We start from the raw sequence: 23,387 nt of genomic DNA, 5'->3' as shown, positions 1-23,387 counted from the left end.
GGCTCGGGCCAATTTATATGTCCAAAACCTCTTTCATATACGTGGCTAACGATACGAGTTGGTTCCCAACGGAAACATTGGTTTGCTTTTCAGCAGCCTGTGCGGCTGGAACCATCGAAAGCTGGGCTGCAATCACGCGCTTCGTTGGATTTTCCTCGATGATTTGAATCAAACCCTGTGAGACAGCTTGGACGTACTCACTCTTTTTACCTTGCATAATGAGATCAAAGGTATTCTCTAGAAGGACAGGCGCTGCTTCTAGCGCTATCCCTTTCTTTTTGGCGTAAGCTGCTAATTGATTCATCGTACCTTGTACGGTGTTCGGGTTCGTAAAGGCAACAACCGTAGGTTGATTCATCTGACAGATCTCTTCGAACAACGGATCATCGATTTTGATAATTGGGATAAGAAAGGGATGCAGTTCTGAATCATAGATGGCTGTAAAAAAAGTACATGTCATTAAGATCGCGTCCACGTGACAATTAGCTATCCAAGACAGTGTATCGAGCACTTTCTTTTGGGCTATTTCCGTCGTGAAATCGGCATCGTGCTTGATCCGATCCAGACCTGGATCTACAAAATGAATGAGTTCAACACCTAAACCTTGCAGAGCATTGTCAATATGTTCAATATTGGAATAATGGGCATGGAAGCATCCAATTCTTTTCATCGTACGTCTCCCATGATATAAGTCTTCAAGTAGTCATTGCGGAACTTCCCTTTCGGGTCACATTGAAGAAGCAGCTGCTGAAAGTCGGGCAGCTTCTCGTAAAGCGACTGCACGCGTGCCGGTGGCATAGTGGACAGCTTGCCCCAATGCGGCCGCGCCTGGAAAGGCTCAAGATGCTCTTCAATAATAGGCAGCACCTGCCTAACAGCCTCCCAATTCGGTTTCCACGTAAAATGAAACCCTACTGACTGCTGTTTGTAACAAGGGCTCATCCACAAATCGTCTTCGTCAATTGTACGTACCTCAGAAACATAAAGCAGTGGAGATATAAGCTCCTTGATACGGTCGAGCGCACATAATGCCTCGTAGGCATGTTGACGGGGCACGAAATACTCGCTTTGCAACTCCTCCCCAGCACTTGGGGTGAAATCCATCCGGAAATGCGGCATCCGCTCATGCCACGGACCTGGAATCCCCATCTGTTCACTGCAATTCTCGGATGTGTGACCTGGCACCGGATGACGATGCATGTCAGCGAGCTTTGCTCCAAAAAATTCAGCTTCCACCTGCTCAGAGGTGGAGGAATGACCCTTCATTTTACGCTTCAACCACAGTTGATTAAACGAAGACTCCTTCCAGTCTGTGAACAGACTGACACTATAGCCACTGGAGAAAATATCATTGAAGTGCTCTTCAAGCTGCGCCAATGGCAAGTTGTCGTACACATGTTGATTCATTTGAAAAGATGGAACCACATCCAAGGTGATTTTCGTAACGACCCCTAGTCCGCCAAGTCCAACCGCTGCTCCGGCAAGGAGCCCGTCTTGTTGCTCACGAGAGAACGTAGCGATACTTCCGTCTGCTTTAACGACTTCCATAGCATGAACTGCTGTCGCCAGATTGCCATTCCGATCCCCGGAACCATGCGTGGCTGTCGCACAGGCACCTGCAACTGTAATGTGCGGCAATGATGCTAAGTTGTGCAACGCATACCCATTCTCATGAAGATATTGCCCTAGCTCGCCATAGTGAATGCCTGCTTCAACAGTTACTTTATGATTCGTTCGGTCCAGCGAAATCACGCGATTCAGGTTCTGAAGCGAGATCAAGCTGTCCGTACAGTCGGCTATGCCATTAAACGAATGGCGCGTGCCAAGCACCTTGATATGGCTGCTCCGAGCCACTAATTCCTGTAGGTCTTCCATGCTCGCGGGAACATGAAATTTTGAAGTAGAGTATGTATAATTGCCTGCCCAGTTCCGATTATTCGTCATCGATCTATCACTCCCATTGCATCTATTTGACTCTGCCTTCATATTGAAACATTTTAACATATCCAACTATCGAAAGCCTCAATTCGTCATGACTGCCCCCGAACAAGCCTATCTTACTGCTCATCATGAACCGATTATGACAACAGCCCATATGATACATGGTAGCATGACGATATTATCATAAACGGAGGCAACACACATGGGCTTTGGACCTGGATTTGGATACGGATATGGGGGATTTGGATACCCACACTACGGCTTTGGAGGCCCTTTTTTCAACCCTTACTTTCCTCGTCGTAGATTACTCCCTTATTTCTTCCTTACTCCTTTCGCGTTTCCATTCTTCCTTAGAGGGGAAGACGATCGAGATGGCACCTATTTTGCTCAGCATCAGTGTATAGAAGGAGATACGTTTGGGAAATTGGCTCAAAAGTACAATGTCCCTCAACCGATTCTTGAGGCCATGAACCCACACATTCAGCAGCCAGAAACTCTGATGCCAGGAAACATCACTTATATTCCCCGCTTGTATAAAATGCAATGTCACAAAATGTACCTAGAACATGAAGCACCTGATGCTGGGGCCTCAGTACCCATGTACCCCACGCAACAAACGGCAGCTCATATGCAACCACCATCCCCGTAACTAAAAAGCTGTCCCAAAGTAGAAGAATCTACTTATGGGACAGCTTTTTTTGAACTTTCACGCTTCATGTTGTAAATCGTGTTCGACTTCTTTTTTTATCTTGTTCGGCATCATTTTCGGCTTACTTGCGAACCACTTGGTGTACAAGTCTTCATAGGTTCCATCTTTGGATACGGATTGGAGCGCTTCGTTGATTCTTCCGATGTACTTGTTTTTCTTTTTGGCAAGAATAGCCAGGCTTTCTTTTTTGAACGGCTCTCCAGCTATTTTCACGGACCCTTGCGCTGTGCTTTTAATAAAATCCTGGGCATTGCGTTCTTCAACGATAACTGCATCTACGGTATGGTTGTTTAACTCGCTGTAGGCATCAGCAATTTTGGAAAAGCTATGGATTTTCACCCCTTGAATTTCACTTGCATAGTAATACCCCGCCGAGCCATTTTCCGTTGCTATCGCTTTTTGCACCAAGTCATCTTTCCCTTTGATAACCGCGTTCTCTGAAGCAGTAAGAATCACTAAGTTTGTTTGAAAATAAGGATCGGAATACTCCAGATCGTTACTTCGTGCATCTGAAATTGTCTTCCCAGCAATGGCCAAATCAATATCACCGGACCTCAAACCTTTATTCAATTCGCCCATTTCCATTGGAACCAACTCATATTTCAATTTCGACTTTTTCGCGATCGCTTGCCATAAATCCACCTCAAAGCCCTTGTTCTCGCCTCCATCCACAAATGTATATGGGCGGAAATTTTCCTCAATACCGACTTTGACCGTTTTATTCTGCGTGCATCCTGAAGCAATCAGGGCTACCAACAGGGGGATTAACAGGACGATTCCTCGTTTGCTACTAACGCTTTCATTCATTTCTTCAATACCCTCCTCATTAGGTAAACATAGGTATTATTTGTAAATGTTTAGACGGTTATGCAGTTTCTTCGCTAGCCTTTGGAGTTTATAATTTCTTGACTTTCATACATAGGTGCATGATTATATACTGATACAATTAGGAAAAGGGAGAGGAGATGTTTCACATGGACAAACCATTAGAAGGCAAGCACGCTAATGAGGATAATAGACATAAAAACTATCAAGCCTTAATCGAGGATCGGATTTATTTTGGCGGAGCTTCGGACGTTGAGGATATGGTTAAAAATGAAGGTGTTGAAGTCATCGTGGATTTGCGTGCAGAGGCAACGGAATGCGCTTATCCGAATGACGATGTTCAATGGATTCAAGTCCCTCTTGGAGACAATGCAGCGGGACCGCAAGACTTGTTGTTTCAACAAGCTATTGAGCAAGTGGTTGAAGCTTACCAAAGCGGTAAAAAGGTCGGGTTCCACTGTGCAGGCGGTGGCGGCAGAACGGGGGCTGTCGCGGTGGGTACTTTGATAACTTTAGGCAAGAGTCAGACCATTGAAGAAGCTGAAGCTCTGGCCAAAAGCATTCGTTCTAAGGTAAATATTAAACCAGCGCAGCGTGAAGCTATTGAGAAATTATTTCACACATAAATCATGAACCACAACTGAAAAAGGAGGCTGGTTACTCGTACACGATAATGTACAAGAAACCAACCTCTTTTGCTTACTCATTCATTGTTGCCAACTACGATTAAGGAGTCCATTGTCTGAAATTACCTGCCATATCCCTGGTAACCGGTACGTGTAATAAAGCAGATCAAGGGCTTACCTGAACAAGCTCCAAGTCATCGAAGTAAACTTCTCCATCCACTACATGTTTGTACATAAATATGGTCGCACTCGTGTTCGTACTTCCTGTAGTGAATGTGTATTCTTTCTTTGTATATTCCACAGAATTTACATACACCTGACGTTGGTAACTACCGAAATCCCTCACTCCGAACTGTGCAGCGCCTCCACCTACCGCCTTGGCCCATGCAGAGATCGTATACATTGTGTTTGGCGTCAGTCCAGTTATAAATTGCTCGATCCCCCCGTAGGCCGTTGCCAATTTGGCTGCGTACGTCCCTGTACGGGCGTTCGTATTCACGATTGCGGATTGATTAAAATGCGATGGCCAGCTCGTGAAATCTCCTGTCTCAAATCCGGGATTGTTCAGCAAATTAATCGCGGGCACAACCTCCACGAAGCAAACGGCCGTTTTGGAGCCGTCAACTGTCGTCACGGTAACCGAAGCTGTTCCCTCACCTACAGCGGTTACGTTTCCACTCGCATCCACAGTTGCGACTGAGAGATTGTCCGAGCTCCAGATCACCGCTTTATTGGCGGCATTGGAAGGTGCGACGGTGGCCGACAATGTTGCAACCGCACCGATTTTCAGGCTCAATCCGGCTTGATTCAGCGAGACCCCTGTTACCGCGACAGGTGGCGGCGTTGGTGGCGCGCTATTCTGGACAAGTTCAAAGTCGTCAAAGTATGCCTCGCCTGCAGCTGCACGTTTGTACATGAGGATGGTCGCACTTGTATTTGTGCTGCCTGTGGTAAACGTAATCTCATTCCTCGTATACTCCGTCGAATTTATATACACCTGGCGTTTATAACTGCCGAAATCCCTGACTCCGAACTCACCATTGATCCCCATGGCCCATGCCGAGAGCGTATACGTTGTGTTTGGAGTTAGACCCGTTACTATTTGCTCTATCCCCCCGTATGCGGTTGCCAATTTGGCTGCGTACGTTCCTGTATGGGTGTTCGTATTCACAATGGCTGACTGATTAAAATGCGATGGCCAGTTGGTGAAATCTCCAGTCTCAAATCCAGGGTTGTTCAGCAAATTGTTCGCAGACACAACCTCCACGAAAGAAACGGCTGTTTTGTTACCGTCTATTGTGGTTACAGTAACCAAAGCTGTTCCCTCACCCACAGCAGTGATGTTTCCACCCGCATCCACCTGCGCTACGGCGGAATTGTTCGAGCTCCATGTCACCGTTTTATTGGCAGCATTAGAAGGAGATACGACAGCCGACAATGTTGACGTCCCACCGACCTTCAGACTCAATGCGGATTTATTCAGCGTAACGCCAGACACCGCGACAGGTACAGGCGGGGGGGGAGGTGGAGGTTCCGTTATGCCACTAGTTATAATATGGAAATAGTCAAAATCCGCGGTAAGTCCCGTTCCCCCACAGACAATTAGACCGATTTTGGGATCATCGAGGTCGACAGTTACTGTGTTACCTATCTGGGTATAAGTGACACCGTCGACCGAATAATATCCGGCATACTTATCTCCATACTTAACAATTCGAAAATAAGATACATTCGATCCAATCGTATCGGGTGCCTCCATATGGGTACGTACACCATTAACCTTAACGTCAAACTGTAACTGATTGCCGCTACCATACAAACGGGTCATCCGGATATAGGTATCGTCATTTACATACACGACCAATCCACCTTGCGACCACTGCGAATTCGGCTTGCCTTCGAGCTTCGTATCAATAGCCCAGTTTCCTTCAGGCGCACCGGTGAGAAGGATGTTCTTCGCATCGGCGCTTCCGCCCGCGATATCTCCGTTCTCACTTACAATTCTCATATAACCTGGGTTTGTGCTCAGCGACCATTTCGCCGGGTTCTCTCGGGTCCAGTGCCATTGTGAATTGAGCACGGCCTCATTGAACTCATCATCAGAACCTTCCGTATATACGGGAGGAGGTTCAACCGGTCCGCCCGGCGATGCGCTGTACTGGATCAATTCCAGATCGTCGAAGTAAACGTCCCCGCTGCCGCCGCTTTTATATAAATATATCGTAGCGCTCGTGTTGGAACTGCCCGTCGTAAAAGTAAGCTCTTTCCTCGTATAACTGGTTGCGCTCATATGGACATCTTTGGAGGTGCCGCCATAATTTTTGACGCCAAATACGGCATCGCCCCCGCCTGCGCTCTTGCCATTTCCATATAATTTGTATATTGTATTCGGATACAATCCACTGATGGTCTGCTCAACACCCGCAGTAGTCCCTGTAAGCTTGGCTGAATATATACCAGTAAGGGCATTGTTGTTCTCAATGGTGGCCCCATTGTAATGGGTAGGCCAATTGGTGAAATCACCTGTTTCAAATCCCGGATTCTTCAACAGATTCTCCTCCACAGGCGGAGGTGGGAGCGGAGGAAGATTGTTAGGATCCAGTCCTGAACCTTGGTAAGCGCCAATATTCGGCGCTTGGACTGCCGACACCGGATTGCCGAAGTAATCCTTTCCTCCGTTGTTGGTCATCAATTTACCCGTTCCAATAGCCGGAGATGTAGAAAGAAGCTGGTATCCGACAACCGTATCTTTGCCTATACCGCCCGAACCAGGGGAGGCAAGCATCGGATCCGCCGTAATTTTATTAGCATCCGTCGGTTCGCTGGCCGGATGGTTGCCATAGAACAGATTGTGATCAAACACATTATTCGTACTGCCGGCAAAATTGTAGCCGCCGGTTCCGAGATTAGTGATGATATTGTTGGTGAAGTACGTATTTTTGGCATACCCCCCCCAGTTTAAATAATCCACCACTTTCGCGTTCGAATATCTAGGCAGATATACCGTGTTGTTATATATATGGGTAGTATCCGGAGTTCCGCTAAAATTGAACACGGCACCGCTGTCATTCTGGCTAATGTTATAGCGGATTGTCGTATTGGTATTGGCGTTGCTCGCAACCGTACCATCATTTACAACCAAGAAGGCTCCGCCTGCATTGTTATGACTGTAGTTATATTGAATGATGGTTCCGTCGCTCTTGTAATCCGCATCATAAGCCATAGCGTCTCCGCCCGGCGCTGTATTGTAAACTTCATTGTTCTGAATCAACGCATCCTTAGCTGAAAAAACCCAAAGCGGAACATGATATCCGCTGGCTCTTACATGCGTGTCATGCACGATGTTGTTTTCGATCAAAGCATTGGTCGTATCCAAGATGAACGCGCCATCTGCACCCACATCGTAAATGACGTTGTTGGTTACTTTGGAGTCGGCAGAATATTTCTTCTGTGCGCCGTAAATGTAAATGCCCACGCTATCCACAGAATAAATCTTGCTGTTATTTACAACAACATCGGATACGTGATAATCCCAGTTCGTTCCCCAGACGATAATACCGCCATTATGGGCATAATCGGTGGCGGTATCACCCTTCACATTATGGATCTCTAGATTTTCAAAAAGAAAGTGCTTAAAAACTCTAGGATTACTGTAGCCACCACTGGTGCCGTCCACATGTATGCCTCTGCGTACTGCCTTCGTAGCAGCATCATTGGTGATTTCCAGATTTCGGACTTCCCACTGCTCTTGATTGTTAAAATATACAGCTGCTGCAGCGCCAGCCCCGGCGATCAATGGCTTACGGCCGGTACCATACATGTCAATCGTAATGGGATTTCCCTCTGTGCCCGAGCCTTGGGGAGAAAGCGTACCAGTCCATACACCGTCTGCCTTGAACATAATGGCGTCGCCAGGCTCAAAGACGGTGCTGTTGACTTTACTCAGCGATTGCCAAGCTGATCCGGAAGCTGTTCCAGCATTCGCATCATTGCCGCCTATCGAATCCACGTAATAGACGGAGCCTGCTGCATACACCGTTGATGGTGCGGCCACTGGCATGAAGCCTGCTGCCAAGATGACGATTCCCAGCAGCAAGCTTAAAAACCTGGACCCTTTCATTCTCTTCATCACATTTCCTCCTTATTATCATTTTTAACCAACTAATCACATGAGATTAGTATGGTTAAAGGTTATCTTAAAAAACGGTGACTCCCCTCGAGGTCGAGTAACCGCTTCCAAGAATGTAGTTATAAACCCAGTACATACCCCAAATAGTAGCAGTATGGCGTCTTAATGGACGGGAACCCTTTTATAGTTGCTTTCATTAATATCAACGTTAGCTTCTCGAATAAGCTTATCCAAATAGTCATCATATGCGGTGTCTAGATAATTTCTCCAAACAATACGTTCATTCTCTTCATAGCTTTTATAGCCACCTATTTCTCTATCCAGTACCTTTACAAGGACATATTCGCCCTGCATGGTCTCATCCAATACAGGGCTCACTTGATTGACACTCAAGTGTTCTGAAAGTACAGAATAGAGGACTGCCTGTGACTTAAAGTAGGTGCCAGCCGTATCCTTATTAAAGTTCTCCACGGAATATCGGAGCACAAACGCATCCTTCTCGCCTTGCAGTTCTCTTATCGCTTGATCCATCTCTTCTCCTTTATCCAAGAGAAGTTTTATGGCGTCCATCCGTTTCTTGATCAATTGCTTTTTTTGATTATTCGTGTTGCTCTGTACATCTTCCTTATAAGAAACGGAGATTTTTTGAAATCTGATCCTGTCCTCCATCGTAAACAACGTATCCTTGAGCAGCTCATAATGCTGCTTTAGTTCCTCTTCGGTCACGCTTAATTCATCTTCGGACAGCTTTTCCTTCAATTGCGTCCGCAATTTGCTTATGTAATCGTTCATAAACGTGTTTTCATCCAATTGGACGGGGCCGTAAATGGGCTCACGAACTTTTACGGCGGCCAGCCTTCGCTTATTCTCTTTATCCATCTCATGGAGCAAATCATCATAGGAGGTCCCTTGTATCAGACCGTGCTGTTCGGCAAGTTCCAGTTCAATCTTAAGTCTGATGATTGCATCTAAAGCTCTCTTCTTTGCTGTATCTTCCGGATTCTCGCCATTATAATCCGTTTCCCAGAAATTCTTTCCATATGCCACACCTTGTGACCGATAGAAATAGTCGATTACCGAAGCTCTTTGCTGCTCCAACTCACTCTTGAATTCTTGTGTTGTAATCACGCTGCCATTCACCATCGCAACAGGAGTCTGACCTGAATTAGCCACTGCCGAAGCATAAAAGACGATGGCTCCGGCAATGGGGAGAACCGCCATTACTACGACAACCCGCTTAATAAACTTCACTATGATCACCCCAACTTCATCTTATTACAGCGCTTACATTCGAGATAGAGATAAAGTTTTAAGATGACCTAGGAATTTGTTAAGATTTTAACCATCTTTCTAACCAATTTCAATCCATTCAATCCGGACTGCGTTCCGCTCTGCTAGGATGACCAAACTCATCCGTTCCGTTTTCAGAGGAGGCACGACGTTTAGATCGATTTGCTGCCAGCTATTCGCATCCCCAACGACTTCCACACTGCCGAAATCCGCACCATTCATTGTGAGCTTCATACAAGCGCTCTCTTCGACGGGGCTAATCATCATCCGAATCGTATACTTTACTGAATCCGAACCGTTGTCCATAACATCATAGGCTAGCCAGTCACCTGCTGCTAATTGAACGAACGAGCGTTTATCCGACTTCCCCCGTCCATGCCAATAATTCGACTTCAACTCTCCGCCTTCCACGAAACGAATATCGGTACGGTCCTGTTCACGGAATCCAATGAGATTCTCATGGTCTAAGGTCGTTCCGAAGCTGACACCCTTCCCTTTAAATCCGTAGAAGATCGCAGGAATTCGAATCGGCACTCTCCGAAATAGGGATCTTACAACATCCGAATGATAGGTACAATGCACCAATGCCAAATTGTCTAGGTATTCCCATAAAATGCTCTCAGCGACAGCTGGAGTTGGGCAGTCTCCCCCTTCCAAATATCGGGTTAACAGCTGCCAATTGTTCGGCATGTTAATAGAACAAGGAGTGTTTTCCGTGTCTAACTTTTTCCATGGCCAGAAGTTCCATGAAATGCCGTGCTCCTCGAATAATTGAAAGGCTCCTATGTACCATTCGTTACTATTTTCCCCACCTTCGCCCATAAAGATCGGCACGTTCCACTCATCCCTTTTCTCCAAATAAGGACTTATGCTCTCCGTATCGGGATTACTCCAGTACTTATGGAATTGAAGCATCAGATTATCGTCGATCTTCTCGGTAAAAATGGACCAATCCGTCGCCCAATGTACGCCTTCCAGAATGATCATATGACGCGCATCCACTTCCCGGATAGCCCTGACAATCTCCTTGTAAAGCGGCATGATGTGGTGATTATATTCCGAAAACCAATCCGGCAGCGGCTCGTTCAATAAATCGTAACCGGCCACAATCCATTCGTCTTTATAACGGTCTGCCAGCATCCGCCACAACCCGACGGTTAACTGCTTGTTATTTTCATCCGTAAATAAGTTAGGATGATCCTTCTCCGAATCGTCAATATTTGAACCCGTCTGCCCGCCAGGCGCACCGTGCAAATCCAGGATGACATAAAGGTGATAGTCTCTACACCACCTGATTACCCTATCGATATAAGCCAGATGATGCTCCTTGATCTGAAGCGTCTCTCCTTCCTCCATCAGGAAGCGTGCGTTAACTGGGACCCTTACGGAATTAAAGCCTTCTCCCGCAATTCGTTCGATGTCTGCCTCCGCTATATACCGTTCGTAATACAGCTCCCAGAACCATTCGGCTTTCACAGGACCAATCAAATTCTCGACCATTCGTTCGATTCGTCTAGGCCGGTCCCCTTGCTCCGGAAATTTCCACATATACCCTTCTGGTAGCAGCCAATTGCCAAATCCGACACCCCGCAGGATGATTTCCCGGCCTTCCCCATTAACCAGTTTACTTCCTTTTGCTCTGACAAAACCCCTTACATCCAGTTCATTTCCGAGTTGACTCACGCTCTATTCACTCCCACTTCACCTTTGTCATTCGGCCTATTTTAACAAGAAGCCCGCTGATTTCCAGCGGGCCCATTCATCCTATTTCTTCATTTTCGAATACCAATCATTTACTTCTTTTGTCATATCATCGCCACCTAGGCTCTTCCACTCTTTCACGAAGTTATCGAACTCGGTAACAGGTTTTTTGCCATAAATAATATTGATAAATGTATCCCCCTCCAATTTGACGAGAATACCGCCTTTGGATTGCATCGCCGGCGTATTCGCACCCGTGTACGCTTGAGGAATATAGATGCCGGCTTTCCAGCCATCATCGACAATCTCTGCTGCCTTGAGACCATCCTGGCCGCTAACTGCAATTTTCTTCTCACTCGGCGTTACTGGAGCTTTCCCTCTACTTATGTCTGCTCTCAACTTCATTCCGATAAATGGATCTTTCGGTTCGATTAGCAAATATTTAGCCGGACTGACTTTGCCCCCCGGAATATCCCCTTCGGTCACGGAGTAGGTTCCATCAGCTTTGAATGTATAATCGTAATCCTTCGCCCACCCATTCACAAACTCGCTGCCCTCTTCAGGGTTTACAGCACTAAATATCCGATTCAAGTATAGGAATAGCGCATCGACATGTTCGAAATCTTTTTTAACCAATAAGCCGCCCCTTAAGTAGGTCGTGTCACGGGCTACTATTTTGCCATTCATCGTTGGCAGCGGATACGGCTTCATGATGGACCCCGCCACATTCTTCTGCATATCCGTATTCGGCCAGCCCGACATCCATGATGGAGCCACTACAATACCTACGCGACCTTGAGCGATCAATTCAGCCAATTTATTCTCGTCATGCAGGCCAGCTTCTTTCGAAATATAGCCTTTATTATACCAGTCCCTAAGCTTCGCCAAGCCGTCTTTCATCGCCGGAAGCGTCGATCCATGGACCAATTTCCCATCCTTCTCCAACCACTGATAAGGTACCGTACCTAAAGCTCCGAACACCCACGAAGTCTCTCCAAGCCAGCTTGTGAACGGATTAGGGGAAGATCCGCCGGACCCTAAACTTGCACCGAGCGGGATAACATTGTCAGATCCGCCAGGCTTTTTGTCCAAGAAAGCTTGCATGACAGCTTCCAGCTCTTCAAATGTCTTGGGAGCCTTGATGCCGAGTTTATCCAACCAATCCTGCCTGATCCACATCACGGGATTGTCATTCCCAGCAGTAGCAAAGTTAGGAAGGGCCATTTTTTTACCACCGTATGTTACTTGGCTCCAATTCAGTGGGTTCGAGTTGTAGATTTGCTTCATTTTGGGAGATGCATATTTCTCGAAATCTGCTGTGATATCTCTATACTTGCCGGATTGAATCAATTCGTCTAACAAAGTCATATCCTGTGTTGTCAGCACATCAGGCAGCGATTCGTTTGCTGTCAGCATCAATCTCAGTTTCGTATTGAATTGTTCGCCGGGTACTTGCCACAAAACTTTCAGATCAACGCCTAGTTGATCGTGTGCCCATTTCGTGTGCACATTGTTTTCCATGGTCTCGCCGTTCTTAAATTTCATGGTGGCGTCCGTGGCTTTGACTGTCGTGATGGTCACTGGTGTTTCAAACTTGTAAGTTCCCTTTTGGATGGCATCGGCAGAAGCCCCCTTCTGTGCAGCGGACGTCGGCGAAGTTTCCGCTCCCTTTTCACCGGAATTTGTGCTTTGCGTACAAGCTGTTACGATAGAGAACACCATAATCACTGCAAGAGCAAGTAGATATCGTTTTTTACCCATTTTTTATCAAGATCCTCCCTTTAAGCTGTATTGCGTTGCACCTTTATATTAATACAGCGCTTTCAGCGGGGTAAGTGATAAAGTTTTAAGATGGTGTATGAAATTGTTAAGATTTAGGTGATATGCCGATCCCTGTATTCTTGTGGCGTGACCCCGTAATAATTTTTAAATAGTTTGCTAAAATAAGGCGGGTTTTGAAAGCCCATTTGGCTAGCCAGCTCATATATTTTGATATCTGTTGAACCCAGCAAAACTGCTGCCTTTTCCATCCTATACCGCATGATAAAATCACTGATATTTTCTTTCATTTCCTGTTTATACATCGATGACAAATATACCGGGTGCAGGGTCACATGATCTGCGATCGTTTGCAGTGAAACATCTTGTGCAATATGCGTCTCGATAAAACGATGAATTTTCGATATAAGCTGGTTTTTGCCGTCCTTGAATTCACGGATACTGCCAGATTCCATGCTTTCCAGTACCCCTACTGCCCACTCCATGACCTGGTCCGCTCCATATAACGCTCTCGGATCCGCCGACACGTCTGTCTCCAGCCCCGATACTTCCATCAAGGTTTTGCCTTGCAGGTGCGCAATATACAGAAAAGCATTCATCAAGGTATAAATAACTTCCATCATGTTCTCTTCGGTGTCCATCTTTTTGGAGCTCATTTCTTCAAAAACATCACTCAATTTCTTACGGACATCTGCCCACCGCCCAGCCTCTAATAGCTGCTGGATGCTTGGCGGACTGTATAAGGATTGCAGAGACCTCGATTGGACGCGAGGCTCCTCGGACATGATCATGATTCCCCTATCACTTCGGGGAACCTTTCGAAATTCATTCAACGATTTACGGTAATGCAGCGCGAGTTCATCTGGAAACATCCCCTTGTCGCTAATCAAGACGGATACTTGCCCCTTCAAGAAGGCTGAGACTTTCAACTGCAGCTCATAGGCCGATTTCTCTAGCACTTTATCGCCTATTGGTTCGAAAGATCCGCCCGTACTTTTGTCCTGCAGCAAAAAACATAAATACCCGAATGCATCTTTACAGTACCAGACGTTGTAATCCGCCTCTAAAATTTCGCAAGCGATATTATGGACGGCGTATTCGTATAACAAATAGTCATCCCCCACCGACTCTCCAAACCCACCATCCATTCTTACTAGGATAAAAGAACAATCCATTCCCGGTTCAAACGGAAGCTGGTACTCCTTCATTCGTTCAGCTAATGCGGAGGCTGACATGGAACCCCCCGTCAACAAGTTATTTAATAAATTCGATCTTAATAACGGCAGGTGAACGTGAAGGGTCTGACGAGCCCGTTCCAAAGAGCCTACATGCTCCCATTCCTGCTGGAAGAGCATCTTGACTCGAGAAACCTCATCCATCAACTCATCATCCTTAATCGGCTTCAATAAATAATTCACCGTTCCGTACATGATCGCTTGACGCGCGTACTCGAATTCACCGTAGCCAGACAATAGAATGCATTTGGTCCGGGGATAGTGATCCTGTATATGTTTGCATAATTGCAGCCCATTCATGCCCGGCATCCGGATATCCGTTACGACGATATCGATGGGTGTTTTCTTTAAAACCTCTACGGCTTCCAGCCCCGAGGCCGCCTGAAAAACGTATTCAACACCGATACTTGTCCAATCATTCTCTACCATGCTCTTTAATAACATGGGTTCATCATCAACCAGCAGAAGCTGAATCATGGCTACCGAGCCTCCCTACCTTATTCTCATTTCCAACGTAGTGCTACACTGAGACCTGACAACCGATTCGAAGCTGCTATGATAACACCTGCACCAGGACCAAATCGTTGTACTAATCGTTGATTGACATTCCAAAGTCCGCAGCCTGTATGTTCATCCATAGGACGCTCCAGACTCTGTACATAGTCCTCTATCTCCAGAACTGTCATCCCCACACCGCTATCTTCTACAACAAGAACATTCCAGTCGGACTCACGATGACCCGAAATCATGACCGTTCCTCGTCCCGGTTTGGGTTCAATGCCATGTACGATCGCATTTTCTACAACGGGCTGGAGAATAAGCCTCATCACAGGTTCATCCAGCATATCCGAAGGAATATCAATATGATAATCAAGACGTTCAAGCCTTAATGAATAAATATTCAAGTAGTGATTGACCAGATCAACTTCCTCTTTTAATAAAGGCATTTGATTCTCGACCCTTGTGGTATAGCGATAATAATCGCCTAAATGATAAGTCATCTGTTTAATTGTGTCTGTATATCCAGCTTTTGCACAACCGGCAATGAAAGACAGACAATTGTACAAAAAATGTGGATTGATCTGCGACTGGAGCTGCTTTAACGTTGCCAGGCGAGAACGATTTTGTTCCTCGTATACATTGGTGATCAAATGTTGGATCTCATCTCCCATATCATTAAATCGCAGCATCATGTAATCAAATTCATTATGAAACCGCTTATTGATTCGGAACGAATAGTCGCCCATCTCCATATGCTTGAGTCCTTTCATGATAAAGGAAATCGGCCTTTGCACATGAAGATACAAGAGATAAGAAGTGGCAAATCCAAGGAGAACCAGCACGAACATACTGATATAAAACAAGTTTCTACTCTTGATAATCGGAGCGTGAAACGTGTTTAAAGGTACATAATCAATTAGATAAGCATCGATACTTGGCAGATGTGTATAACTCAAATAGGCCTTCTGTTCCTCCAGCTGTATGCTCCGATGCCCGCCTTCGTTTAGGCCCTCCCTAAGAAGTCTTTCTCCTAAACTTTCTAAGTCGGAATCACTTGAATCAGAAACCGAGAACACCTCGCCCGTGCTTGTCAATAAAAAGGAGTAACCCGGGCTATCTCGTTTGTATGACCGCAGCATTTTCCTAATATTATCTAGTCCAAAACGCACCTCATAAATCGCACTTACGGTCTGTGGATTACTTTTGGAAAAGTACGGATCCCAGATAAACAGTTGATAGTACGGAGTTTCGTTAGATCCGCCCGGGTGGAAGTGCCACTTCCCATTGTCAGCTGTTTCAAGGATGCTCTGATCGTATCGATCATTCGGATTTGTCGATATTCTTCTTTGGGTATCGGGTAAATAGATGGATAAATCATTAGTCCAATTGCTGGAGAAGCTTTGAAGATAGAGTTTTTCTTTTACTTGTGTTTGAAAGTCAATCATCCCGTAGTAGTCCTTCGTCAGAATACTCGTCTGAAGCTTCAAAATGGAGGTGTCACGCGCTAAAACACTGGAGGAAAGGGACAATCGTTCGGCACCCACTTCAATCTGGTTTTTCAGAAACTGCAGCTGGCTTTCGTTATACGCCGTGATCTGTGAATCAATGACCTGAAAGCTGGTCCTGCTGAAATACGCAAATAGAATGACAATGGGAATTAATAGAACGAGTATGACACCGTTGATTTTCAGGAATATAGGCCAGTGCCGCTTCATTGCACAACCTCCTTAAGATAATGACAGTCACCTTTAATATGTATTCTATACAAAAAAACGCTTCCATCCTAAGATGAATATACAGAAGACGCAAGTCGAGGAGGAAAATAATGTATGAAAGATACCGTCATTATAACATCATCGCCACCTGTAACGGCAAGAGTAAAAGGGAAACGAAATCATCCGCTTCGCAAAACATGGAGGCTTCATCTCATGCTGCTGCCCGCAGTATTGGTTGCTCTAATCTTTAAATACGCCCCCATGCCGGGGATCATCATGGCGTTCCAGGACTTTAAGCCATGGCTTGGCATCTCTGGATCTAGATGGGTTGGTTGGGATAATTTCCAACTTATATTTACGATGAAAGGCTCCGTTCAGGTGATTTGGAACACTTTAATTATCTCCATTTTGAAAATTATTTTTGGATTAGCTGTACCCGTCACCTTTGCCTTACTGATCAATGAAATCCGAAATATGAAGTTGAAACGCTCGCTTCAAACCATGGTGTACTTGCCCCATTTCATGTCATGGGTCATATTAGGCGGTATCTTGTTGGACGTGCTTTCACTGGACGGCGTCTTAAACCGTTTACTTACAGCTTTTCATTTACAGCCCATCATGTTTCTGGGAGAAGCGAATTGGTTCCGCTTCACCGTCATTGTGAGTGATTTATGGAAGGAATTCGGCTTTTCAGCGATCGTCTTCCTTGCCGCATTGTCCGGTATCAATCCGGATCTTTATGAGGCCGCCGAAATCGATGGCGCCGGTAGATGGCAGCAAACCATCCATATTACGCTTCCTTCTCTGCTTCCCATCATGGTGGTCGTATTCACATTGTCCCTAGGGAACATGCTGAATGCCAACTTCGATCAAATCTACAACCTGATTAATCCACTTGTCCTTCAAAAGGGAGATATTATTGATACCTTTGTATTCCGTAACTTCCAAGGCGGGCAATACAGCTTAGCTGCCACGGTTGGCTTATTCAAGTCGGCTGTCGGGTTCATACTGATCAGCGCCGGATACTACATTTCGCACAAATGGACGAATTACCGTGTATTTTAAAATGACTAACAGCGGAGGAACAGGCTATGTATTATAAAAATCCATCCTATAAAGTGTTTTACTATTTGAATGTGACGCTTCTGATCCTTGTCTCCATTCTTTGTATTTTGCCTATGCTGCATATCTTTGCAGTCTCACTCAGTGGAAAAACAGCCGCCGAATCTAATCTGGTCACGCTGTTCCCCATCGATTTTAATCTGGACAGCTATGTGAAAACCTTTCAAAATGATAACTTCCTGCATGCCATCCAAATCTCGGTATTGCGCAGCCTGGTCGGCACGGTTATGGCCATGATGGTAACCGTTCTCGCTGCCTTTCCTTTGTCCAGAAGCAACATCGAATTCAAGCCACGCAACTTTTACGTATGGTTCTTCCTGATCATTATGATCTTCGATGCCGGACTTATCCCGCACTACCTGCTGATACAGAAGGTCGGATTGGTTGGTTCGTTCTGGGTTTACATTCTGCCGCATCTGCTCAGTGTCTGGAATATCATTCTGATGATGAATTTTTTCCGTGCGATACCGAAAGAATTGGATGAGGCGGCTACCATGGACGGGGCAACATCCTTCCGAATTTTCTTCTCCGTTTACTTACCGATATCCATGCCTGCCCTTGCAACCCTCTCCTTATTCACACTGGTAGGCCATTGGAACAACTGGTTTGATGGCATGTTATATATGAGATCTCCCGAACAGTGGCCGCTGGCCACGCTTCTGCAGACCATCGTCGTCGCGCGCGACCTCAGTAAAACCGGTATTGATTTTGAAGATTTAGAATTACTGTCCAATCGGAGTGTAAAAGCCGCGCAAATCTTCATCGCGATGATTCCGATTCTGGTCGTCTACCCGTTCCTTCAGCGCTTTTTTGTCAAAGGCATGGTCATAGGAGCCGTAAAAGAGTAATCCAACAACGATTGAGGAATGATACAAAATAAAAAACGCAGCAGATCGGCTTATTCGCCCTCCTGCTGCGTTTTACTATAATTACTGCTATCGCTTCATCTGATTGTGATCGTTCGAACCGGTTCTGATTCTCCGTATATCGGATGGCGGGTGTGCACAAAATCTAAGATTTTTTGGAATGCTATGAGAAAACCTCTTTGTTGATAAAATAGGTGCCGAAGACGTATTGGCCTGCATCCAAATGCGATTACAAACGTATACGATGTAGAAAGGAGTTGTGCACAGCATGAATGATCTTGAACGCAATCACCATAATCACCATACGGAAACAAGAAATGAGCTACAGAAAGCTCTTCATGAGATAGAAGCCTGGGAAGCTGACCAGAAAGACCTCTGGTTTTGGGAAAAGCTCGGGCGCCTTCCCTTCCAGGTGCTGGATCGCTTAACGCCGAAGTTTTTGAATAAAAAAATAGGTGAAGCCTTGGACGAGCTCGGGAATTATTTGCAGGCCGGTGGACGGTATTTGATTTCTGAAAAGGGGACCTTGCGGCATGTCGAAGAAGTGTTTGAGCGCAATGGGGGTGAGCGAGATGAGCTTACTGAGGGGCTTACGATTGCATCCGTGGGCACATTACCGCTGCAAGTGCTGGATCAAACCGCGGATGAGATTGTCCTGAATCGTTCGAAAATCGCTACCTTGCAAGGCGCTACAACGGGTATTGGCGGGATTTTGACACTCGCTATCGATATTCCGGCCATCCTAGGTCTTTCTTTGAAAACCATTCAGGAAGTTGCCATCTGCTATGGTTACGATCCCAAAGACAAGCAGGAGCGGATCTTCACGATTAAGGTTCTCCAATTCTCGTCCTCCGACATAGTGGGCAAAAAGGCGATTCTCGAAGAACTGGCGAACTATGCCTCTGTGGATAAGGAGAGTGTGCAGATGATCTCTCAGCTTCAGGGCTGGCGCGAAGTATTCGCCACGTATCGCGATAATTGGGGATGGAAAAAGCTGTTCCAGCTCATTCCGATTGCAGGTATTCTCTTCGGCGCTTGGATCAACCGTGGGACGCTGAAAGATGTGGGTGAAGCCGCTAAAATGCTGTATCGCAAGCGGCGTGTTCTCGAGCGCTTGCACGCCCAAGTCGATAGCTAGCTGAAACCATCCCTTTCGTTTACCGTATTAAGGAGTAAACCGCGAAAGGAGGAATGTAAGATGATCAAATATTTACTGCGTAAACTATTTGGGTCTCTTCTCCATTCCAGACGAGGCCGTCACTATCGACACAGCAGTTCTAATCACAGAGCACATATTACGCGGCGCTATTCTTCAAGTAACCATGGAGGGTACGGTCACACTCATCAAGGACAGCGTTATTATAAAAATAGAGGTGGAAGCTCCAGCTAATCCGAAGCCGCGAAAGTGGCTTTTTCTTTTTAAGCTAATAAGCTGTCCAACTCCTCGATACAGGCTTGCGTATTCACGTATGGCGAATCGATCTGCAATAATTTCCGCAGTATATGCTTTGTCTGTGCAGATATCGACAACTCTTGCTCCCAACCCATTGTCGCGACCTCCTGATCACCGCCTGATTCAAAGGTCGAATACAGCATAAACAATAAGAAGTGGCCGATGGCGTACAGATCTGAAGTGACGTCTACGGTCCTTCTACGGATTAGCTCCTCATCGGAATCTATCGTTAACCGAGCTGGCTCTCCCAGGCGCGCGGCTAAACCGAAATCAATTAGGCTCATTCTTTCCCCACCCAAAATGACATTTGGAATTCGGATATCTAAATGAACGATGCCCTGCTCATGAATAAATCGTACGATGTCCAATAATTGGCGTATGAAGCTTAAAGCGTCCTTTTCCCCAAAACGAGCTCCTCGTTCAAAAATTAAATCCTCAACAGTCTGCCCTTTGATATATTCGGTTATCATATACAAGCGCTTCGATTCTTCGAATGAAGTGTAGCATTTTGGAATGGAAGGATGCTCCAACTGACTCATAATCGCCATTTCGCGGCGCAATAAGTCTTGGGCGAGCTGATCTTTACTCGGTTTTGCTTGCTTCGCCACGATTTCTAGACCGGAGTCTCTGTCCAGACATAAGTAGGTTAACCCATAGCTTCCCATCCCTAGGAAGCGTTCAATCTGATAGCGACCTCGAATGACCTCTCCCCTTCTTCGAGGATAGTCGATCCATGCTTCATATACCCGTTTCAGATAGGATTTCACAGTTCGTTGGCCTCCTTTATGGCTCGTAGCCCCATCGCTCTCTACACTTGCAGCCGAAATGCCAGCGGTCCTGTGCCATGATGCTTGCGGAATACACGATAGAAATATGTCGAGTCACAGTATCCAAGTTCAAGAGAGATCTCTTCAATGCTTCGTTCCGTCGAGAGGAGCAACTCTTCGGCTTTAGCAAGTCTTAGCTTATGCATGAATTGTAACGGTGGGCAACCGAACGCCTGCGTAAAGCACGTAATGAGGTATGAGGGTGTCTTGCCCGCATGATCGGCGAGTTCCTTAACCGTAAGCGGAGAACGATAATGTTCATAAATATAATCGCGAACTAGATATACAAACTGGGGATCTCTTCCGTTTACACCTCTATGCAGCTCACGACTCACATGAGATAAAACTTCGAGTAATATACCTCGGCACATCGGAAGATAATACATGTCCTTCGTTCTCCAATGCTGCATCAACGTTGCCAATCTTTCCTCCAAGTATGGCAGCCTCTTAGAGGCGAGCCTTACCGGCTTACCCGCCTGCAGCATACTGAATTCGTCATCGCCAGCATCTGGGAGGAAACGAACACCGTATTTACTGTGGAATTGTTCTTTCATCGGCAGACCAATCCGCACAGTTCCGTTGGGCAGATATACGACATCGCCTTTTTCCAGGCAAATCTCTGTTCCGTTAATCACATAGATAAGCTTGCCGTCCGTGATCAGCAGCAACAAGTCATAATCTTGTACGAATTGGTCATGATGCCAATCCGGCCCCGCTTTGTAGTACATCACTTGGGTTATTTTCATCTGATTTACATCCTCTGGTCGAGTTCTTTACGTTTCATTTTATTATAGTTAAATATCGTAATTTTGTTAAGGTATTCTCAGTAATGTCCATGGTCTATTGCTTCTCTGTCAACTACAATTAGTAAAAACAGTAATCAGAGGTGCGCCTAAACATGACAGTGAGCCCTTCAAAAGTACATACGAAAGATACCTATTTGGATACGATGGAACTTGCTTTCAATTGCTATTCTCGGCATCAAATTGAACAAAGAGTGTGCCAAGATGGTACGACTCGACTTGATTTGCAGTCCTATTCTCGCATTTTGACTGTACTTGGATGTCTAATTTCTGCTGGGCGGCTGCAGGATCTTCAGCCATTGTGGGAACACATGATGACGGAGAGTTGCCGTGAGCTCCCCCTGTTAAAGCGGGACTCTATCGCTGACTTCTCCATCAAAGAAATTATGCTTGCCCTGCAGTTCATGGGACCGCGATGTACAGAGGACTCCAAGGCTCAGTGGCTTTCCTGCCTGAAGGAGATCAATCCCAGCATCCATTACGGCTTCGTCATTCGGGACGAAGAAAGCAAGCGTCATCTGCACAACATCAACATTTACAATATGGCTGGGGAATTTCTTCGGGAGAAGGAAGGCGTGACGGATACGCTTGCCTATTTCCATGAGCATTGGCCCCTACAATTGGCTCGATTCGATGAGAACGGGATGTACCGCGATCCTGGCAACCCGATATTGTACGATCTGACGACAAGAGTTCAAATTCAACTGTTACTGGGTCTTGGTTATCAAGGGGAGTTCGCCTCGGCGTTGAATGAACTGCTTCGAAAGTCCGGACTCTGGACACTTCAACTGCAATCTGCTGCTTACGAGCACCCCTTCGGTGGAAGAAGCAATCAATTCCTATTTAACGAAGCGCTCATTGCTGCAAATGCTGAGTTTGAAGCCGTCCGGTATGCCCGGATTGGTGATCTCGAGCAAGCTGGGGCATTTAAGCGAAGTGCACGGCTTGCCATCGCATCGATTCAGAGGTGGCTTGTCCAAACACCTGCACGGCACATTAAGAACCTATATCCGATCGACAGCAAGTATGGCACCGAATCTTATGGCTTCTATGACAAATACATGATTACGATGGGAGCGTTCTTAAGCATCGCTTATCTGTTCGCGGACGATACGATTGCTGAAGCTCCGTGTCCAGCCGAAGTGGGGGGATATGTCGTTGCCACCTCCCCGTCCTTCCACAAAGTGATTGCGAATGCCGCAGGTTATTCCATTCAAATCGACACTTGCGCCGATTCGCATTACGACGCTACAGGCTTAGGCCGCATCCATCGCGCTGGCGTTCCTACGGAGCTGGGCCTATCAGTTCCGTTCTCATCGGGTGATTCATTCGAGTTACGGGAGGGGATTAAACGAAGCTGTGCAGCCATCGGTCCCGCATGGAAACGGGAAGATGGCAGTCTTCAATATTTATCCGAATGCTGTGACGGGAGCATTCAGGGAGAACTAGCTGTCAGCGAGGAAACGCCGGAAAGCGTACAATTTACTGTGACCTATAGCGGCAACCTACAGGCCGTCCAAGCGGTGAAAGAGCATTACCTCCTCAATGCGGAAGGTGTTTCAGTAACGTTTGAACTCGTCGAGCCGAAATATGATGAACTCTATATACGCGTGCCGCTGCTTCACACGAATGGCAAAGACGTAACGTCGATCACGACATCCGATCACTCCGTCCAAGTCGCACTGGAGGATCATGCCTACATGATTCGCTACAATGGTGACTTGGTCATCGAGCCCGACTTGTACGGTAACCGCAATGGGGAGTACAAACTCGCCGTCATTCGAACGGAAGCATCGCGTGCAACGATACAACTGCGATTGAGCTGAAAGTAAATGCATGACTTTGTGGTAACCCCACGATAGGTA

At 46.2% G+C, this 23,387-nt stretch carries 17 protein-coding genes; 6 read left to right on the top strand and 11 right to left on the bottom strand.

Annotated elements, in window-relative coordinates:
- Positions 1-13: 13 nt before the first annotated feature.
- Complete coding sequence (locus tag AC58QG_RS19370; protein WP_497363770.1) at positions 14-670, bottom strand: hypothetical protein; 657 nt, start codon at positions 668-670, stop codon at positions 14-16.
- Positions 667-1,944: an FAD-binding protein gene (locus AC58QG_RS19365; protein ID WP_497363769.1), complete on the bottom strand. Its 1,278-nt coding sequence runs from the start codon at positions 1,942-1,944 to the stop codon at positions 667-669. The genes AC58QG_RS19370 and AC58QG_RS19365 overlap by 4 nt, the downstream gene beginning before the upstream one ends.
- A 199-nt stretch (positions 1,945-2,143) precedes the next feature.
- Here AC58QG_RS19365 and AC58QG_RS19360 point away from each other — a divergent pair, with 199 nt between their 5' ends.
- Positions 2,144-2,590, top strand: coding sequence for a LysM peptidoglycan-binding domain-containing protein (locus AC58QG_RS19360; protein WP_497363768.1), 447 nt, complete (start codon positions 2,144-2,146; stop codon positions 2,588-2,590).
- Positions 2,591-2,647: 57 nt separating this feature from the next.
- On the opposite strand, the gene AC58QG_RS19355 is transcribed toward AC58QG_RS19360, so the two are convergent.
- Positions 2,648-3,457, bottom strand: coding sequence for a transporter substrate-binding domain-containing protein (locus tag AC58QG_RS19355; RefSeq protein ID WP_497363767.1), 810 nt, complete (start codon positions 3,455-3,457; stop codon positions 2,648-2,650).
- 167 nt (positions 3,458-3,624) lie between these two features.
- Between AC58QG_RS19355 and AC58QG_RS19350 the strand changes: the two genes are divergently transcribed.
- Positions 3,625-4,101, top strand: coding sequence for a protein-tyrosine phosphatase family protein (locus AC58QG_RS19350; RefSeq protein ID WP_497363766.1), 477 nt, complete (start codon positions 3,625-3,627; stop codon positions 4,099-4,101).
- Positions 4,102-4,267: 166 nt separating this feature from the next.
- Here the strand turns inward: AC58QG_RS19350 and AC58QG_RS19345 are convergent, their stop codons facing one another.
- The 6 genes from AC58QG_RS19345 to AC58QG_RS19320 form a co-directional block, all read right to left on the bottom strand.
- On the bottom strand, positions 4,268-8,230 hold the full coding sequence (locus AC58QG_RS19345) for an Ig-like domain-containing protein (protein WP_497363765.1): 3,963 nt from the start codon (positions 8,228-8,230) through the stop codon (positions 4,268-4,270).
- A gap of 162 nt (positions 8,231-8,392) precedes the next feature.
- Positions 8,393-9,481 (bottom strand): SurA N-terminal domain-containing protein, encoded by a 1,089-nt coding sequence (locus tag AC58QG_RS19340; protein WP_497363764.1) that lies wholly within the window; start codon positions 9,479-9,481, stop codon positions 8,393-8,395.
- 99 nt (positions 9,482-9,580) lie between these two features.
- The gene (locus AC58QG_RS19335; protein WP_497363763.1) at positions 9,581-11,203 is read right to left on the bottom strand and encodes a glycoside hydrolase family 5 protein; all 1,623 of its coding nucleotides are present in this window, start codon (positions 11,201-11,203) and stop codon (positions 9,581-9,583) included.
- Between the two features lie 81 nt (positions 11,204-11,284).
- Positions 11,285-12,982, bottom strand: coding sequence for a type 2 periplasmic-binding domain-containing protein (locus AC58QG_RS19330; RefSeq protein WP_497363762.1), 1,698 nt, complete (start codon positions 12,980-12,982; stop codon positions 11,285-11,287).
- 113 nt (positions 12,983-13,095) lie between these two features.
- Positions 13,096-14,712 (bottom strand): response regulator transcription factor, encoded by a 1,617-nt coding sequence (locus AC58QG_RS19325; protein ID WP_497363761.1) that lies wholly within the window; start codon positions 14,710-14,712, stop codon positions 13,096-13,098.
- Between the two features lie 26 nt (positions 14,713-14,738).
- Positions 14,739-16,451 carry a sensor histidine kinase gene (locus AC58QG_RS19320; RefSeq protein ID WP_497363760.1) on the bottom strand — a complete coding sequence of 571 codons (1,713 nt, stop codon included), beginning with the start codon at positions 16,449-16,451 and terminating at the stop codon, positions 14,739-14,741.
- Between the two features lie 114 nt (positions 16,452-16,565).
- On the opposite strand from AC58QG_RS19320, the gene AC58QG_RS19315 reads away from it, so the two are divergent.
- The 3 genes from AC58QG_RS19315 to AC58QG_RS19305 all read left to right on the top strand — a co-directional run bounded on the left by AC58QG_RS19315 (position 16,566) and on the right by AC58QG_RS19305 (position 19,577).
- Positions 16,566-17,516 carry an ABC transporter permease gene (locus AC58QG_RS19315; protein ID WP_497363759.1) on the top strand — a complete coding sequence of 317 codons (951 nt, stop codon included), beginning with the start codon at positions 16,566-16,568 and terminating at the stop codon, positions 17,514-17,516.
- 26 nt (positions 17,517-17,542) lie between these two features.
- Positions 17,543-18,421, top strand: a complete 879-nt coding sequence (locus AC58QG_RS19310; RefSeq protein ID WP_497363758.1) for a carbohydrate ABC transporter permease — start codon at positions 17,543-17,545, stop codon at positions 18,419-18,421.
- Between the two features lie 286 nt (positions 18,422-18,707).
- Entirely contained in the window at positions 18,708-19,577 is an 870-nt protein-coding gene (locus tag AC58QG_RS19305; protein WP_497363757.1) for an EcsC family protein, read from the top strand.
- A 281-nt stretch (positions 19,578-19,858) separates the two neighbouring features.
- On the opposite strand, the gene AC58QG_RS19300 is transcribed toward AC58QG_RS19305, so the two are convergent.
- Positions 19,859-20,659, bottom strand: coding sequence for a serine/threonine protein kinase (locus AC58QG_RS19300; RefSeq protein WP_497363756.1), 801 nt, complete (start codon positions 20,657-20,659; stop codon positions 19,859-19,861).
- Positions 20,660-20,700: 41 nt separating this feature from the next.
- Complete coding sequence (locus AC58QG_RS19295; RefSeq protein ID WP_497363755.1) at positions 20,701-21,465, bottom strand: helix-turn-helix domain-containing protein; 765 nt, start codon at positions 21,463-21,465, stop codon at positions 20,701-20,703.
- A gap of 152 nt (positions 21,466-21,617) precedes the next feature.
- On the opposite strand from AC58QG_RS19295, the gene AC58QG_RS19290 reads away from it, so the two are divergent.
- Complete coding sequence (locus AC58QG_RS19290) at positions 21,618-23,348, top strand: hypothetical protein (RefSeq protein ID WP_497363754.1); 1,731 nt, start codon at positions 21,618-21,620, stop codon at positions 23,346-23,348.
- The last annotated feature ends 39 nt before the right edge of the window (positions 23,349-23,387 follow it).

Source organism: Paenibacillus sp. J22P169 (genome assembly GCF_059691995.1).
The sequence above is the reverse complement of the archived record's forward strand: the minus strand, read 5'-3'. Positions and strand labels throughout refer to the sequence as shown.

What these genes read in the sequence shown, in the direction of transcription:
- AC58QG_RS19355 (WP_497363767.1), bottom strand. Translation starts at nt 3,457, where the DNA reads ATGAATGAAAGCGTTAGTAGCAAACGAGGAATCGTCCTGTTAATCCCC.
- AC58QG_RS19320 (WP_497363760.1), bottom strand. Translation starts at nt 16,451, where the DNA reads ATGAAGCGGCACTGGCCTATATTCCTGAAAATCAACGGTGTCATACTC.
- AC58QG_RS19330 (WP_497363762.1), bottom strand. Translation starts at nt 12,982, where the DNA reads ATGGGTAAAAAACGATATCTACTTGCTCTTGCAGTGATTATGGTGTTC.
- AC58QG_RS19310 (WP_497363758.1), top strand. Translation starts at nt 17,543, where the DNA reads ATGTATTATAAAAATCCATCCTATAAAGTGTTTTACTATTTGAATGTG.
- AC58QG_RS19305 (WP_497363757.1), top strand. Translation starts at nt 18,708, where the DNA reads ATGAATGATCTTGAACGCAATCACCATAATCACCATACGGAAACAAGA.
- AC58QG_RS19295 (WP_497363755.1), bottom strand. Translation starts at nt 21,465, where the DNA reads ATGAAAATAACCCAAGTGATGTACTACAAAGCGGGGCCGGATTGGCAT.
- AC58QG_RS19360 (WP_497363768.1), top strand. Translation starts at nt 2,144, where the DNA reads ATGGGCTTTGGACCTGGATTTGGATACGGATATGGGGGATTTGGATAC.
- AC58QG_RS19370 (WP_497363770.1), bottom strand. Translation starts at nt 670, where the DNA reads ATGAAAAGAATTGGATGCTTCCATGCCCATTATTCCAATATTGAACAT.
- AC58QG_RS19315 (WP_497363759.1), top strand. Translation starts at nt 16,566, where the DNA reads ATGAAAGATACCGTCATTATAACATCATCGCCACCTGTAACGGCAAGA.
- AC58QG_RS19350 (WP_497363766.1), top strand. Translation starts at nt 3,625, where the DNA reads ATGGACAAACCATTAGAAGGCAAGCACGCTAATGAGGATAATAGACAT.
- AC58QG_RS19345 (WP_497363765.1), bottom strand. Translation starts at nt 8,230, where the DNA reads ATGAAGAGAATGAAAGGGTCCAGGTTTTTAAGCTTGCTGCTGGGAATC.
- AC58QG_RS19365 (WP_497363769.1), bottom strand. Translation starts at nt 1,944, where the DNA reads ATGACGAATAATCGGAACTGGGCAGGCAATTATACATACTCTACTTCA.
- AC58QG_RS19290 (WP_497363754.1), top strand. Translation starts at nt 21,618, where the DNA reads ATGACAGTGAGCCCTTCAAAAGTACATACGAAAGATACCTATTTGGAT.
- AC58QG_RS19325 (WP_497363761.1), bottom strand. Translation starts at nt 14,712, where the DNA reads ATGATTCAGCTTCTGCTGGTTGATGATGAACCCATGTTATTAAAGAGC.